This is a genomic window from Rummeliibacillus pycnus, from assembly GCF_044359855.1.
Taxonomy (GTDB): Bacteria; Bacillota; Bacilli; order Bacillales_A; family Planococcaceae; genus Rummeliibacillus; species Rummeliibacillus pycnus_A.
On sequence record NZ_CP132291.1, the window covers coordinates 1275105 to 1289717 of the forward strand.

Sequence of the window (14613 nt, forward strand, 5' to 3'; positions counted from 1 at the left end):
AAACTTCCAAATGTATTCATTTTTAATAAAATTTATTAATTAATAATCTCAACATGGTTAATCATAAAAAAACTCCATGTTCTTTTTGTAACGTATTCTTTTTATTGTATGTTTTTAACAGTGGAAATAATAGAAGGATAACTACAAGAGCATTTAATAACCCTACTAATCCATTCAAATTATTAACGGATTCACCTTTGATAAAAAAGAAAATACCAAAGTTCATTATTACTGAAAGGAAATTTATAATAAATATAAACATATAAAATAAAATTATTTGTTTATAATAAGTAATTTTCGATGTATGATCTGAATATAATTCAAATGGTCCCTCTTCAGATTTTTTTCGAACATACGCCCATTTATAATATTTACAAACTATTTCAATACCAGTAGAAGCCAAAAAATCTAAATATTCTTCTCGATCCTTCGGTAATAACACAACACGATATATGTATTCTCCTGGCTTTCCTTCTTCAAATTGGTAATAAAGAGGGGAAAAACGCTTTAAATGCAATCCATTAAGGCTATGTGCATTAATCCATTGTTCTTCTTTTTCATAATCTATGAAATTTCGGAAATATCGTTTCATTATAATTCCTCCCGATTAAGCAAATTCTGTCCATTTATATAAAGCTCTTTTAACCTTGCTACTTCAAATTCGACTATTTCTTTCCCTAAATCAGTAATGATATATTCTTTCTTTCTGCCATCCTCTTCATAGGCTTTAATCCATTTTTTCTTTAATAATGATTTGATTGCCCCATAGATAGTCCCCGCACCTAGTTTTACACGTCCATTGCTCATTTCTTCTGCAAACTGCATAATACCGTAACCATGTCTAGGCTCATAGAGTGCTAATAAAATATAATAAACCCCCTCAGTCAATGGAGTATGTTCTTGTGACATAAAATACCTCCCATATCAACAACTGATATATCGTCTGTCGATATAAATAATATATCAGCTGACGATATATCGAGTCAACCATTAATGGAAATAAAATCTAATTTTGATTCATTCAACACAGAAACCTACATACTTATTTTTAGAATGTAAAAAAAAAGCCGTATTCACACGTTTTGTGTAAATACAGCTTTTTTTTGACAAAATTAACCTTGAACTCGGTTAATCTTAATATCCTTTAAAATTTCTCGCACTACCCAGCTCGCAGCGATTAAACCTGCTGTAGATGGAGCAAAAGCATTTGAAGATGGCGGCATTTTCGCTTTACGAATGGCAGCATCTGGTTTGCCGACTGTTTCTGCAACATCTGGACGAATAACGATTGGGCTTTCATCAGAGAAGATAACGGGAATTCCTTTTTTAATGCCTTGCTTGCGCAGTTTCAAGCGAATGACTTTTGCAAGTGGATCTGTATGCGTTTTAGAGATATCTGCAATTTGGAAGCGTGTTGGATCCATTTTATTGGCAGCACCCATACTAGAAATAATTTTAATTTTTCGTTTTAAACATTCTTTCATAATGTGAATTTTATATATCACTGTATCGGACGCATCGATTACATAGTCTGGTTCATAGCTGAAGAATTTTTCGTAGGTTTCTTCTGTGTAGAACATATGCAAATCAATTACTTCGCACTCTGGGTTAATATCTGCAATACGTTCTTTCATTACAGCTGATTTGGACTTGCCAATTGTAGATAGATAAGCGACTAGTTGGCGGTTAATATTGGTAATATCTACATCATCTTTATCGACTAAAATAATTCGACCAACGCCACTTCTTGCACAAGCTTCTGCTGCAAAAGATCCAACGCCACCGACACCTAATATAGCGACTGTAGTATTTTTAAGTTTATCTAAACCTTCTTGTCCTATTGCAAGTTCATTTCTTGAAAATTGATGTAACATGAAAACCCTCTCCATCTATAAAAATTTCATTTCTTTAGTAAACCAAGTTAATTACTTTGATAATCATCTAAAACAATTATTAATTATAGCATGAATTACTTGCTGTGAGAATTATATCGGCAAAATTGAGGATGCTTTTTGGATTAAGCTTTTAATAACAAAAAAGCCGATACAACCTATTTAATAGGATTGCATCGACAATACATTCTATTCACTTTTTGAACACTTCTCAAAGAATTAATGTATAAAAAGTTCCATTTGTCAAAAGTATTCCCTTACCACACTGTGCGAAGCGGAAAGTTTATCAATATTTTCGTCAAAATCTAACGCTACGTAAGTGTAATATAAAATATTTAAAGCATAGAGTTGTGCAATTAGAGATGTCGTAGCTGCACTACGAATTGTCCTATTTTCTTCGTTAGCATCATGAATAAGTGTGATAGTACTTAATTTTGCTAATGTGCTATTAGCATTATGTGTCATGACAATTCTTGAGACATTTAACTCTTTTGCAATCTTCGCTAGTTTAATACTCTCTTGCTTCTCCCCAGAGTTTGATATCAATACTAAAACAGAATTCTCATGCTGTGCTGACAGCGAAGCAGTAATTAGATGATGATCTAGAGTATGGATAACCGATTTTCCGACTCGCATAAACTTTTGAGTCATATCCTCTGCAACTACATTTGAAGCACCCATACCATAAATAAATATTCGATCAGAATGTTTTAACATTTGCGCTGCTTTCTGAATGCTATTATCTAAAAGCTTTTGATTTGTTTGTTCAATCGTATGTTGAATACGAAGAGACAACTTTTCTTTTACTTGTTTTGTCGAATCACTTGGATTAATCTCTTGGTACAATTTTTTATCAATCATTGATTCCGCTGATAATATTAACTTAAACGAAGTAAAGCCCTTATTGCTGACTGATTGGCAGAATCGAATGACAGTAGCTGGACTAACGCCTGCTTTTGTAGCTACTTCTTCTGTACTCATAGCAATTACTTCAGTTGCATGCTCTAAAATGAATGCCCCTACCTTTCTTTCAGCAGATGATAAGGACGCTAATTTATTTTGAATGGAAAATAATAGATGATTTTTCATAATACATTCCCTGCTTTATAGGATAAAGTGAAATATGTGGCTTGTGTTATCACTTATTATAAATTGAAACAGCTCGACTACTACTTAAACTTCAGCTTTATCAACCAAATAATTTTCTAGAAAAGATCCTTTACTTGTTAAGGGGTGATAAATTTTATTATTCTTCACTTTCGTTTTCTTGGATAGCATCTTTTGGAACGCCGAAGAAATAGGTTGCAACAAAACCACCAGCATACGCTGAAAGTAACCCCAAAATATAACCAATAATATGACCATTCGCAATTAGTGGAATTAATGAAATACCACTTGGCCCGATTGCAATTGAACCAATACCCCCTATCCCTGCTATTACTGCACCCCCAATTCCTCCACCAATACAAGCAGTAATGAATGGACGACCTAATGGAAGTGTTACCCCGTAAATCAGCGGTTCACCAATTCCTAGAATCCCTACAGGAAGTGCACCCTTAATTAAGTTTGTAATTTTTTTGTTTTTACGGCATCTTACCCATAATGCGATTGCAGCACCTACTTGACCTGCACCGGCCATCGCTAATACTGGTAATAATAATGTCACACCTGAGCTATTTATCATTTCAATATGGAGTGGCGTTAATATTTGATGCAATCCGAACATGACCATTGGAAGGAAAGTAGCTCCAAGCACAAATCCTGAGAATGCACCGCCCACATCTAATATCCAGTTTACTGCTCCTACCAAGCTTGCGGAGATTACACCTGCAACAGGCATGACGATAAAGATTGTGATTAATCCTACAATCAGTAATGTTATTGTAGGCGTTACGATAATATCCACTGCATCTGGAACAAATTTACGAACATTTTTTTCAACAATAGATAAGATCCATACAGCGAAAATAACCCCTAAAATACCACCTTGCCCAGCAGATAAAGCGTTTCCATTGAAGATATTGGTTAATGGAACTTCAGGATTCATTCCTGTTAATAAGGTTGTTGCACCGACAACTCCGCCTAATCCCGGTGTTGCTCCAAATTCGTTGGCACTATTAATACCAACATAAATTACTAGATATGCAAATACGCCATTTTTGATAATATTTAAGATCGTAATAATTTGTGACCAGTTATCACCAATTTGCCCTGCCACGAGCATATTAGATAAAATAGCAGCTATACCGCCTAATAGACCCGCACCTACAAATGCAGGGATTAATGGGACGAAGATATTAGAGATTGACTTTAATATTCTCTTAAATTTTGTATTTTTTTGTTTTGATTTATGTGCTGCCTTAACCTCTGCAGCCTTCGCTTCGACACGTTGGCGATCAGTCAAGTTTTCTATATTATTTGAAGCACTAAACATATCTGGAAATGGTTCTCCTAGCTTCACTCCTGCCATTGCTACCATCTCATTTGCTACTTTATTAACTATGCCTGGTCCAACAACTACTTGCAGCGTTTCGTCTTCCACAATACCTAAAACACCTTGAACATTTTTTAAACTCGCTACATTTACTTTTGCTTCATCTTTAATTGTCATACGAACTCGAGTCATACAGTGGATAATTTTAGATACATTCCCCATACCACCGACTTGATCGTATATTTCTCTAGCCATCCGTTGCTCTTTTGATTCAGCCATGTCCAATCCCCCTTAAAGTGTTTTTCTTACAAAACCTTTCGCTTGTTTCAAACGCTCTTTTGCTTCTTCCTTCCCCAAATTCGTTAACAACATTACAATCGCTAACTTGACATCCCGATTTGCTTTTTCAAAGCTTTCACTTGCCTTATCATACGAACAATCCGTTGCTTGCATAATAATACGTTTCGAACGTTCTACTAATTTTTCGTTTGTTGGTTGTACGTCTACCATTAAATTTTTGTATATTTTCCCAATCCCAATCATGGATACGGTAGATAACATATTCAGTACTAATTTTTGTGCGGTTCCTGATTTTAATCGGGTTGAACCAGTTAATATTTCCGGCCCCACTTCTACTTCAATCGGAATTGTAGCGTATGTACTAATAATTGCATTCCTATTACAAGCAATACTTGCCGTTAATGCTCCAACATCATTTGCATATTTCAAACCACCAACAACATAGGGCGTACGGCCACTTGCTGCAATTCCAATGACTATATCCTTATCTGTTAGGTTTAAGTCTTTCAAGTCTTTTTTTGCCAATTCTTCAGAATCCTCTGCCCCTTCTACAGCAACCGTCATTGCAGACAAACCTCCAGCGATTAGGCCAACTACTTTTTCAGGGGATGTTCCAAAAGTTGGTACACATTCTGCAGCATCTAATATACCAAGTCGACCACTCGTCCCTGCCCCTAAATAAATTAGCCGTCCTTCATTTTGAAAGGCTGTAATAATAGCATCGGCTACTTTTTTAATCTGCGGTATTTCTTTTTCAACACTTTTGGGAACTGTTTGATCTTCATAGTTCATTAAAACGAGAATTTCCTCCATACTCATTTCATCGAGATGCATAGTTTTTTCATTTCTCTTTTCTGTCGTAAGCTTATCTAAATTCATCCATTCACCTCTTTAATCATTACTTTCTGCCCTGCACCTATCAATAGCAATAAATCAAAATCTTCTTTCCGAATATCTCCAATTACATTTACTCTGTTATCACTAGGGAGGTCACTTCTTGTAATTTGAATTTCTCCCATATAGCGACCATAATTGAAATTATCAATGGTGATTGAACCTTTTCCACGCGCAACTGTATTTTGCGGTTTAATTGTTCCCTTTACTAAAGATCTTGCTTCCTCAAACCGAACTACATCTCTTGCATCATCAAATCGATTATGAAAAGAATTTGTGATGTAGTTTGGCGCATGATCAAACAAAGTACCATAGAGTAAGAAATATCTCCCCTTCAAAAATGCTTTATACTGGTTCATGGTTTCTTTACCTATTCGTGGATCACCAATAAAAATTTTGTCAGTCGACGTGTCATTTAGTAATTCTATTGCTGAGCTTAAAGAATGACGACCTCTGTGCTTCTCAAGGGTGGGTAAGCCGCTGAATATTGGGCCACGAAGTTGGTTATCTCCAGGAACAAACGCCATAGTGGTAAAGCCCCACTTCTTTAACGCACTGTTTTTTTCTTCTAAAAATTGCTTACTTAGACCTGTTTCATTTCTTGGATAATAATTATGCCACGCCTCAATTTTTTCAAAGTTTGCATCATATTGTTTTAATACTTCAACATCATCCGCAATGATTGTACTTGCATTTAGCGCAACAAGCATTTTTTTAGACAATGCGGCTATTTCCTCCATCGTAAAACCATAATCAAGACGAATTCCTGTAATACCCATCCCCTGGATTTCTTCTGCATTTTCTAAAGTCAGACCGATTGCTTCAAGCGCTGATGGAGAAATATCCACCGTCAGTCTCAAATCAGTGTTCTTACACAAATTGCCCAAAGTACTTAAACGCTCTTTATAAAGTGATCCATCGTATTCTGGTATATGTAATGAGGTAAACACTTCTTCAAATCCTATTTCCTTCATATCACGAATATAATAGTAATCACTTTCTGTTAAATCATTGTTTAAATACATCGATAATCCAAACAAAATACCACCCCATTTATAAGAAAAATTAATTTTCTAATTCTTTCACTCTGATATTACATTTAATATGAAATAGCATTTCAACATATGAATTTATATTTACATAATTAATGAAATGATATTCCGTATGAATCAATATGAAAATAGACTTCGAAATTCAGATAATACATATCTTGAAATCCTTTTCTTATTGGTCAATTTCAAAATACTTTTCTAATTAAAAATACGATTAGTTTCTAATAAACAACACAATAATTCGGATAATATTTCGTATCAGTATATACTTTGTATTTCCGCTCCTGATGGCGCTTTCGTGCTAAGCGATCGTTGAGCCTCCTCGGAAGCCCGTACCGTGCTTCACTGCGGGGTCTCACCTGTCTCGCTTTGAGGCCACTGAAAAAGAAAAAGTAGCTTGATTTTTATGATAAAAATCTTGTGTGACCATCTTAGTTGAAGTGGAATTAGCGGAGACTCCTGTGGGAAAACGAGCTAGACGAGACCCCGGAGCGCAGCGAGGAGGCTCGTCAGTTCGCCCACGGAAAGCGGAGCTAATTCCACTTCATTCAATAGCAGATATATACTATAAAGATTTGTATTACTACACTTTTTCAGTGGCCACCTCGCTTTCCCTCAGGAGTCGCCATCTTCCGCTTCATAGACAATATTCTAATAGATATGGCATATAACAATGGCCTTTTTAATTTTCGTGTTTTTTATCAAATTTTTGAATTATGAATTTGACTTTATATAAAGAGAAATAAAGATGTTTAATTTTAAATCTATAAATACAAACCTCCTATCAATTGAATTGATAGGAGGTTTGTAAAGCTACTTAATATTCATTTTTTTCTTCAGTACTTTATAACATTATGTGCGCATTAAAGAATTCCAGTATTTTCTCATACACGTATATTTCATTTGCCTTTTTCGTGAATCCATGTCCCTCATCTTCTAGTACAATATAGTCCACTTCTTGCCCATTTCCCTTCAATGCAGCAACGATTTGATCTGATTCCTTTTGAACAACACGTGGATCATTCGCTCCTTGTATAACTAACATAGGCTTCGTCATACCATCTAAATAAGTAATTGGCGAATCTGCTGTTAATCTTTCCTTATCCGTTTCCGGATCCCCTATCCATTGCTTCATAAATGACGACCAAAACTCCGGAACAGACTCAATAAATGAAAATAAATTACTTGGGCCAAAAATATCAACAACTGCATTAAAGTAATCTGCATGGCGACCGTGTAAGAGCAGTGCCATATAGCCACCATAGCTACCACCTAAAAGCAGAATTTTATCCCGGTCTGCATAGCCCTTTTTAATAAGCCATTCAACCCCAGTAATATTATCAAGACGTGGGCCATGCCCCCAATCCCCCTCAACCATTTTCATAAAGTTTAAACCGTAATTCGATGAGCCTCTAAAGTTAGGAGCAAAAATAGAATAACCCTGGTTGACAAGGAATTGGAACATTGCTCGAAATGATTTACGTTCAATTGATTGTGGACCACCATGTGGCCATAAAATAACATAACCATTCGAATTTTCTTCCTTCGCCTTAAATAAAAGTGCTTCAATTTCTAAACCATCAAACGATGGATAACTTAGCACTTCAGGTCCTATCAAATCCTCGTCTCGAACACCTGGTACTCTATAGTGTGTGATTTCCAACCAAGAACTTCCCATTTCCTTTGATATAAAAATATTATTAGGCTTCGTAGCTGTTTTTCCAAGCAAATATAAATGTCCGCTTGGCATAATAACCACCTTCTCAATAATATCAACAGGTATTTCGACTTTTTCACATTTTCCATCTGCAACTATATAACGATAAAGCCGATCCGCTACACCATAGGAACCAACTATATATAGTATTTGCTCTTTTTTCGAATAATAAATACTTGTAAAATCTTCTTTTTCTAATTGAAACAACTTTGTAAATTGTTTCGACTGAATATCAAATTTTGCTAAATAGCTAAAATCGTCATCGTAGTTTGTTAAAAAATATATTTCGTTTTCAGAAGTATAGATAATCTCTGATACTGTATGCTGCTTATCTGTTGGAGGTGTAAGCAATACACTCTCAACATCACCTTGAACATATGCTAAGGAATATGTATTACCAAATTGTTTAATAAAAACAAATGATTTTTCCTCTGGACTAACTGCAGCAATATGAGAAGGCGCAACACAGCCCTCTAAAAGTAGCTTTTCATTTCCGTTCTCAATGTCATAAACGAGACTATTTAAATACTTCGCATTTCCAGCTGTAGTTGAATAATAAAGACGTCTCCCATCCTCAGACAAATGTGCGTAGAAATGACGCTCTCCCTCTATATTGCGGATTGGTACTAGGCTTCCACCCTCAGGTGCAATCGCATAAATTTGGCTATTTTCATCTCCGTCTTTATCAAATCCAACTAAAAGGAATTCACCTGTTTTCGAATAACTAATAAAATCTGAGGCTTGATTATTAAAAGTCATTGGATACGGAAATTTTTTCTCTACATCCATTCCCCATAGATTAAAATGTCCGTTTAAATTCGTACTTAATACAATCTGCTTTTCATCAGGACTAACTGAAAAATCACTGACAGTTAAACTTTGAAAAAACTGAGTAACATTTGGCTTTTCAAACTGAATCATTCCTATTCCTCTTTTCTTATAAATTTTCTCTGATTAATATTTCTTATTGCTTTCCATTCCTTAAGTTAAAAGATATGAGCTAACTCGCTTTATATGCGCCGCCTTTTATCAATATAACATTTCTGAATTTTCTTTTAATTATACATGACAAAAAGGAAATTATGGAGTTATATTCCAATAAACGTCGTGCTTTTTTGAAAAAAAGATCTAAAATGTATTCTTACATTAAGGATCTTCTCATTAGTTTATGAATATTATTTTTCCTTCAATTTTTTTATAGCTTCAAATTAGTTAGAATAATGACGTTACCATGATCTTTTAATACGGTTACGGGTATCTCTTCAGTCATGTTACCATCTATTAAGGCTTGGATTGAGTCTCTTTTTTTCTCTCCTACTGCGATGAGTAGAATTTGATGTGCACGCATAATAGAAGCAATTCCCATTGTTATTGCGTGTTTTGGCACCTCATCAATTGATTTAAAGAAGCGAGCATTTGCTTGTCTTGTAGATTCTGTTAATGTTACAACATGTGTCTCACTTAAAAAAGATGATCCAGGTTCGTTAAAACCAATATGACCGTTTTCGCCAACGCCTAATAATTGAAAATCAAGATCTAATGATTTTAATATATTCTCATAGTATACTGCTTCCATTTCTGGATTTTCAGCTTCACCATTAGGTAAATAGGATTCTTCAAATGGTTTTGTATTGAATAGTTGCTTTTGCATAAAGGAAATGTAACTTTGTTGGTGTTTTTTTGGTAACCCTACATATTCATCCAAATTTACGCTCTTGCAGTTTGAAAAATCTAGAGAACTATTTCGAATACGCTCATACAGAGGTAACATTGTCCCACCAGTTGCAAGACCAAAAGTTTTTGCACCATTATTTTTTTGTTCTTTTAAAATCGAAAAAGCTCTGTCATATAATTGATCTAAATTTTGAATAGATTCTAGTTGTATTGTCATATTACACCTCATAATTTCTTCAATCAGAATTTGAATAATAATGTTTACAATAGGGACTTGAAGTTTTTATTTTCCTATTATCGAGCTGTTAATCAAAAAATACCGACACTCTAATCTATATTGAGGTGTCGGCAAACAACCTAGTTGTTATTCAATAAAGTGAAACTTCATGCAGTGGGGAGTTATCATGAACCCACTTATCCACTTGAGATCGCTTGAATCTTGAAATGAGATCTTACTGCTGCTTATTAATGCTGGATAAATGTAACTTCACATATTTTGAAACCTCATTAGCAGTTTTAAGCTTGAAAATTTCATCTAGATGTTGCGCTAGCTGCTCTTTAGATAATTGAGCAATCTGCGCTCGTGTATGTAATATAGACGAAGCACTCATAGAAAATTCATCTAATCCTAGGGCTAGTAAAATAGGGATTGCCACTTCATCTCCTGCCATTTCACCACACATCCCTACCCACTTACCTTCCTTATGAGCTCCTTCGATAACCATTTTTACTAAACGTAAAATGGCTGGATGATATGGTTGATATAAATAGGAAACTTTTTCATTCATACGGTCTGCAGCAAGTGTATACTGGATTAAATCATTTGTTCCAATTGATAAGAAATCTGCCTCCTCAGCAAACTTGTCGGCAATAACAGCTGATGAAGGAATTTCAACCATCATGCCAATTTCGATGGTATGACTAACTTTCACGCCGCTTACTAATAGATTTTGACGCTCTTCTTCTAGTAATTCTTTCGCTTGTCTAAACTCTTCAAGTGTAGCAATCATTGGGAACATGATTTTCAAATTCCCATAAACACTTGCGCGAAGCAATGCACGAAGTTGGGTACGGAACATTTTGGTGTCATCCAGGCATAGGCGAATAGCACGGTGACCTAAAAACGGATTCATCTCTTTATCCATCTTCAAGTATGACAACTCTTTATCTCCACCAATATCCAAAGTACGGACAACAGTAGGTTTTTCCTTCATTTTTTCAAGAACTGTTTTGTATGCGATAAATTGTTCTTCTTCAGTTGGTAATTCTTCACGGTCCATATATAAAAACTCTGTACGGAAAAGACCCACTCCGTCTCCACCATTTGAAAGTACGGCTTCAACATCAGCCGGTTTACCTATATTACCAGCAATTTCAACATGATAACCATCTGCACTTACACTTGGTGATTCTTTATAGCGTTCTAACAATTTACGTTCATCGTTATAAACTTGTTGCGCCAATTGATAGGTAGCAGTAATTTCATCTGATGCATCAACTATTATTACACCTTTTGATCCATCTAAAATAACAGATGCACCATGTAGAATATCATTTGTCGCTGTTTTCGTGCCAACGACAGCTGGTATATCCATTGTTCTTGCTAAAATTGCAGAGTGGGATGTACGTCCACCTATATTTGTAACAAATCCTTTTACATAGGTTTTGTTCAACTGCGCAGTCATAGAAGGGGTTAAATCTTCTGCAATAATTATGACTTCCTCATTTAAGTGGCTATAATCAGGAAATTCCACATTCAATAGCTTTGCTAATAATCGTTTGGATACATCTCTAATGTCTGCTGCTCTTTCCTTCATATAGTCGTTATTCATCGTTTCAAACATTCCGATAAACATTGTAGAAATTTCATCAAGAGCGGATTCTGCATTTATTCCTTCATCGATTTTACTTTCAATCATTCCTAACATTTCTGGATCTTCTAAAACTAAAAGATGTGCTTGGAAAATAGCTGCTTTTTCATCCCCTAACTTTGTTTTTGCTTGATTACGAATTTCTTCAAGTTCAACCTTTGCATTAACGATAGCATTTCTTAAACGTACCTTTTCTTTATCAGTATCTTGAATCGAACTCTTCTCAAAGGATAGATCTGGCTCAATTATGCAATATGCAGTTGCAATCGCAATACCGTTTGAAACCGCAATTCCTTTTAACTCTAGCATTCCTCTCCAATTCCTTCTGTTGTGATCACCGATGCAACTTTAGCTAATAGTTTGTCTGCATTTGTTCCTTCTGAAGAAATAGTAATCGTTGAGCCAGAAGGAATACCAAGAGACATAACACCCATGATAGATTTCATATTCACTGATCTTCCTTTATAAGAAAGTTGTACTTCTGTAGAAAAAGGAGTTACTGCTTGAACTAGTAATGTACAAGGTCTTGCATGTAATCCTTCTGCTGCTGTTATGATAAATTGTTTTTCCATGAAAAACGCCTCCATTTTTAATAAAAATTTATGCGATGTTGATATCGCTCTATTAAAGCATCATTATTTTTATCTGCATTTTCCACTTTCCCACGACCAAAAAGCTACAGTTTTCCACTTTGTAGTTTTTGTTTTGCAATAATGTTTGTATCTTTCGGATCACCGGCATCTCTTTTTCAGATACTTTTTAAATTAGTCTTTGAACTTCCTGAAAAAAGTTTGCACGATCTCACCTCTTAATTTCACTTATAAATTTATAACGATCTGCTCGATATGAACTACGAACGACTTCAAATGGTTGCCCATTTGCTAAGTAACTCGTTCTCTTAAAAATTAGAACAACTCCTGTAGCTTCCAAATTTAAATATTTTGCATCCTCTTTCGTGACAATTGTAGCTTCCATTTGTTGAATGGCGTTATTTATTTCAAATCCAAATTTATTTTCTACAAGATTATATAATGATCCTTGAAGATCCTCTTCACTTAAGTCTGGTAAAAGTTTTACTGGTATATAAGTTCTTTCAATCGCCATTGGTTTATGATCTGCATTTCTAATTCGGGCGATGAAAAATACTTCTTCATTATCCATAAGCTTAAAGTCCTCTCTTATATCATAAGGAGGTAATTGTTTTTCAAACGTAACAATATTACTACTTGGTTCCATACCTCTAGCCCGCATATCTTCTGTAAAACTCGTTAATCCATTTAATGGCTGTTCAAATTTAGGACTGGCCACGAACGTTCCTCGTCCCTTCTCACGATAAAGAAAACCATCATTAACCAACTGTGTGATTGATTGTCTTACGGTCATTCTGCTCACATTAAATGTCTCAGAAAACTCTCTTTCTGAAGGGATTGCACAACCAATGGCATATTCGCCATGTGAAATTTTCTCTTTTAAAATTTCTTCTATCTGTACATAAATAGGTACATGGGAATTCTTGTCGACCAACTAATTCAACACCTTTTGCAATAATAATGATTTTATCCAAATATTACTTTACCGTTTTTTATCGTTTTTTGTATAGCGAGATCTTGATCAAGGAGTATTAAATCTGCATCATACTGCTCTTTAATATTTCCTTTTCCTTTTAAATTTAGTTGTTTTGCAGCATTTGAAGAGGACATCGCTACAAGTTCCTGTAGAGTACAATTTGTTGCTTTCTTCATATTACGTACAGCAGCATCCATCGTTAGTACACTACCTGCTAATGCTCCATTTGTAAGATGAGCCCCTTTTTCTGAGACGCGTACTAATTGTCCACCTAACTCATAATCTCCAAACGGTACTCCTTTAGCACGCATAGCATCTGTGATTAAGATGATATTTTCAGCACCTTTCATCTTATAGGCAAGATTTACAGCTTGTGGGTGAGCATGAACAAAATCGACTATAATTTCAGCTTTAATCTCTGGTAACAGTAAGGTTCCCCCAACCACTCCGGGTTCGCGGTGATGAAAAGGTCTCATTTGATTATATAAATGTGTTCCTTGTTTTGCACCGAGTGATACAGCTTTTTGCATGTCATCAAATGTTGCATCAGAGTGTCCAATCGATACAACGATACCTTGTTTTGAAAGCGCCTCAACAAACGCAAAACCACCTTCAACTTCAGGAGCCACGGTTATTTCTTTAATACGATTACCACTTAATCGTTGCCAATACTCAAATTGTTCAATTGTAGGAGGAACGATATGTTGAAGAGGCTGTGCACCGGCACGTTTTTTGGATATGAATGGTCCTTCTATATGAATACCGAGGATTTCTGCTTCATCTTCAGTACTTTTGAAATTTGCTAAATTGCTTAGTGCTGCTTCGATGGCATCTTTTGACTGAGTTATAGTGGTAGCTAAATAACTTGTTGTTCCTTCTTTCACTAATGACTTAGCCATTGTATGAAGTGCTTCTGGTGTCGCATCCATCGTATCTTTACCAGCACATCCATGGATATGCATATCAATAAAACCAGGGAATAGATACTTATTTGATCCATCTATTTTTTTATTAGAAGAAATGTATAGTTGTTTTCCTATTTCAATAATTTTGCCATTTTTTATATAAACATCTTGATTTTTTTTAATCTCGTTGTTGTTTACAACTGTTACATTTTGAATTAGTAATGATTGAGTCAATCAGAACATCTCCTAAGAATAAGCCAGGCGTTAACCTGGCTTAAAATACTAATGGTTTTCACTATAATCGAATA

General features: G+C 35.1%; 13 protein-coding genes. All 13 read right to left on the reverse strand.

From position 1 onward, the window contains the following. Positions 1-61: 61 nt before the first annotated feature. The 13 genes from Q8X41_RS06380 to nagA all read right to left on the reverse strand — a co-directional run bounded on the left by Q8X41_RS06380 (position 62) and on the right by nagA (position 14539). On the reverse strand, positions 62-592 hold the full coding sequence (locus tag Q8X41_RS06380; RefSeq protein WP_397539417.1) for a DUF2812 domain-containing protein: 531 nt from the start codon (positions 590-592) through the stop codon (positions 62-64). Next, positions 592-909, reverse strand: coding sequence for a PadR family transcriptional regulator (locus Q8X41_RS06385; protein WP_397539418.1), 318 nt, complete (start codon positions 907-909; stop codon positions 592-594). Before Q8X41_RS06385 ends, Q8X41_RS06380 begins: the two co-directional genes overlap by 1 nt. Before the next feature lie 203 nt (positions 910-1112). After that, positions 1113-1874, reverse strand: coding sequence for a ThiF family adenylyltransferase (locus tag Q8X41_RS06390; protein ID WP_397539419.1), 762 nt, complete (start codon positions 1872-1874; stop codon positions 1113-1115). Positions 1875-2135: 261 nt separating this feature from the next. Continuing rightward, positions 2136-2981, reverse strand: a complete 846-nt coding sequence (locus Q8X41_RS06395; protein ID WP_397539420.1) for a MurR/RpiR family transcriptional regulator — start codon at positions 2979-2981, stop codon at positions 2136-2138. A gap of 157 nt (positions 2982-3138) precedes the next feature. Then, complete coding sequence (locus Q8X41_RS06400) at positions 3139-4605, reverse strand: PTS transporter subunit EIIC (protein ID WP_397539421.1); 1467 nt, start codon at positions 4603-4605, stop codon at positions 3139-3141. 12 nt (positions 4606-4617) lie between these two features. Beyond that, complete coding sequence (gene murQ, locus Q8X41_RS06405) at positions 4618-5505, reverse strand: N-acetylmuramic acid 6-phosphate etherase (protein WP_397539422.1); 888 nt, start codon at positions 5503-5505, stop codon at positions 4618-4620. Next, the gene (locus tag Q8X41_RS06410; protein ID WP_397539423.1) at positions 5502-6560 is read right to left on the reverse strand and encodes a MupG family TIM beta-alpha barrel fold protein; all 1059 of its coding nucleotides are present in this window, start codon (positions 6558-6560) and stop codon (positions 5502-5504) included. Before Q8X41_RS06410 ends, murQ begins: the two co-directional genes overlap by 4 nt. Before the next feature lie 856 nt (positions 6561-7416). Continuing rightward, positions 7417-9210 carry a S9 family peptidase gene (locus tag Q8X41_RS06415; protein WP_397539424.1) on the reverse strand — a complete coding sequence of 598 codons (1794 nt, stop codon included), beginning with the start codon at positions 9208-9210 and terminating at the stop codon, positions 7417-7419. Between the two features lie 274 nt (positions 9211-9484). Continuing rightward, complete coding sequence (locus tag Q8X41_RS06420) at positions 9485-10180, reverse strand: glucosamine-6-phosphate deaminase (protein ID WP_397539425.1); 696 nt, start codon at positions 10178-10180, stop codon at positions 9485-9487. Positions 10181-10415: 235 nt separating this feature from the next. Beyond that, on the reverse strand, positions 10416-12143 hold the full coding sequence (ptsP, locus tag Q8X41_RS06425) for a phosphoenolpyruvate--protein phosphotransferase (RefSeq protein WP_397539426.1): 1728 nt from the start codon (positions 12141-12143) through the stop codon (positions 10416-10418). Next, complete coding sequence (locus Q8X41_RS06430; RefSeq protein ID WP_397539427.1) at positions 12137-12406, reverse strand: HPr family phosphocarrier protein; 270 nt, start codon at positions 12404-12406, stop codon at positions 12137-12139. Before Q8X41_RS06430 ends, ptsP begins: the two co-directional genes overlap by 7 nt. Positions 12407-12635: 229 nt before the next feature. Next, positions 12636-13358: a GntR family transcriptional regulator gene (locus tag Q8X41_RS06435; protein WP_397539428.1), complete on the reverse strand. Its 723-nt coding sequence runs from the start codon at positions 13356-13358 to the stop codon at positions 12636-12638. Between the two features lie 32 nt (positions 13359-13390). After that, complete coding sequence (nagA, locus tag Q8X41_RS06440; RefSeq protein WP_397539429.1) at positions 13391-14539, reverse strand: N-acetylglucosamine-6-phosphate deacetylase; 1149 nt, start codon at positions 14537-14539, stop codon at positions 13391-13393. Between the last annotated feature and the right edge of the window lie 74 nt (positions 14540-14613).

Excerpts from the sequence above, each read along its gene's own strand:
- Q8X41_RS06380 (WP_397539417.1), bottom strand. The coding sequence starts at position 592 with ATGAAACGATATTTCCGAAATTTCATAGATTATGAAAAAGAAGAACAA.
- Q8X41_RS06385 (WP_397539418.1), bottom strand. The coding sequence starts at position 909 with ATGTCACAAGAACATACTCCATTGACTGAGGGGGTTTATTATATTTTA.
- Q8X41_RS06390 (WP_397539419.1), bottom strand. The coding sequence starts at position 1,874 with ATGTTACATCAATTTTCAAGAAATGAACTTGCAATAGGACAAGAAGGT.
- Q8X41_RS06395 (WP_397539420.1), bottom strand. The coding sequence starts at position 2,981 with ATGAAAAATCATCTATTATTTTCCATTCAAAATAAATTAGCGTCCTTA.
- Q8X41_RS06400 (WP_397539421.1), bottom strand. The coding sequence starts at position 4,605 with ATGGCTGAATCAAAAGAGCAACGGATGGCTAGAGAAATATACGATCAA.
- murQ (WP_397539422.1), bottom strand. The coding sequence starts at position 5,505 with ATGAATTTAGATAAGCTTACGACAGAAAAGAGAAATGAAAAAACTATG.
- Q8X41_RS06415 (WP_397539424.1), bottom strand. The coding sequence starts at position 9,210 with ATGATTCAGTTTGAAAAGCCAAATGTTACTCAGTTTTTTCAAAGTTTA.
- Q8X41_RS06420 (WP_397539425.1), bottom strand. The coding sequence starts at position 10,180 with ATGACAATACAACTAGAATCTATTCAAAATTTAGATCAATTATATGAC.
- ptsP (WP_397539426.1), bottom strand. The coding sequence starts at position 12,143 with ATGCTAGAGTTAAAAGGAATTGCGGTTTCAAACGGTATTGCGATTGCA.
- Q8X41_RS06430 (WP_397539427.1), bottom strand. The coding sequence starts at position 12,406 with ATGGAAAAACAATTTATCATAACAGCAGCAGAAGGATTACATGCAAGA.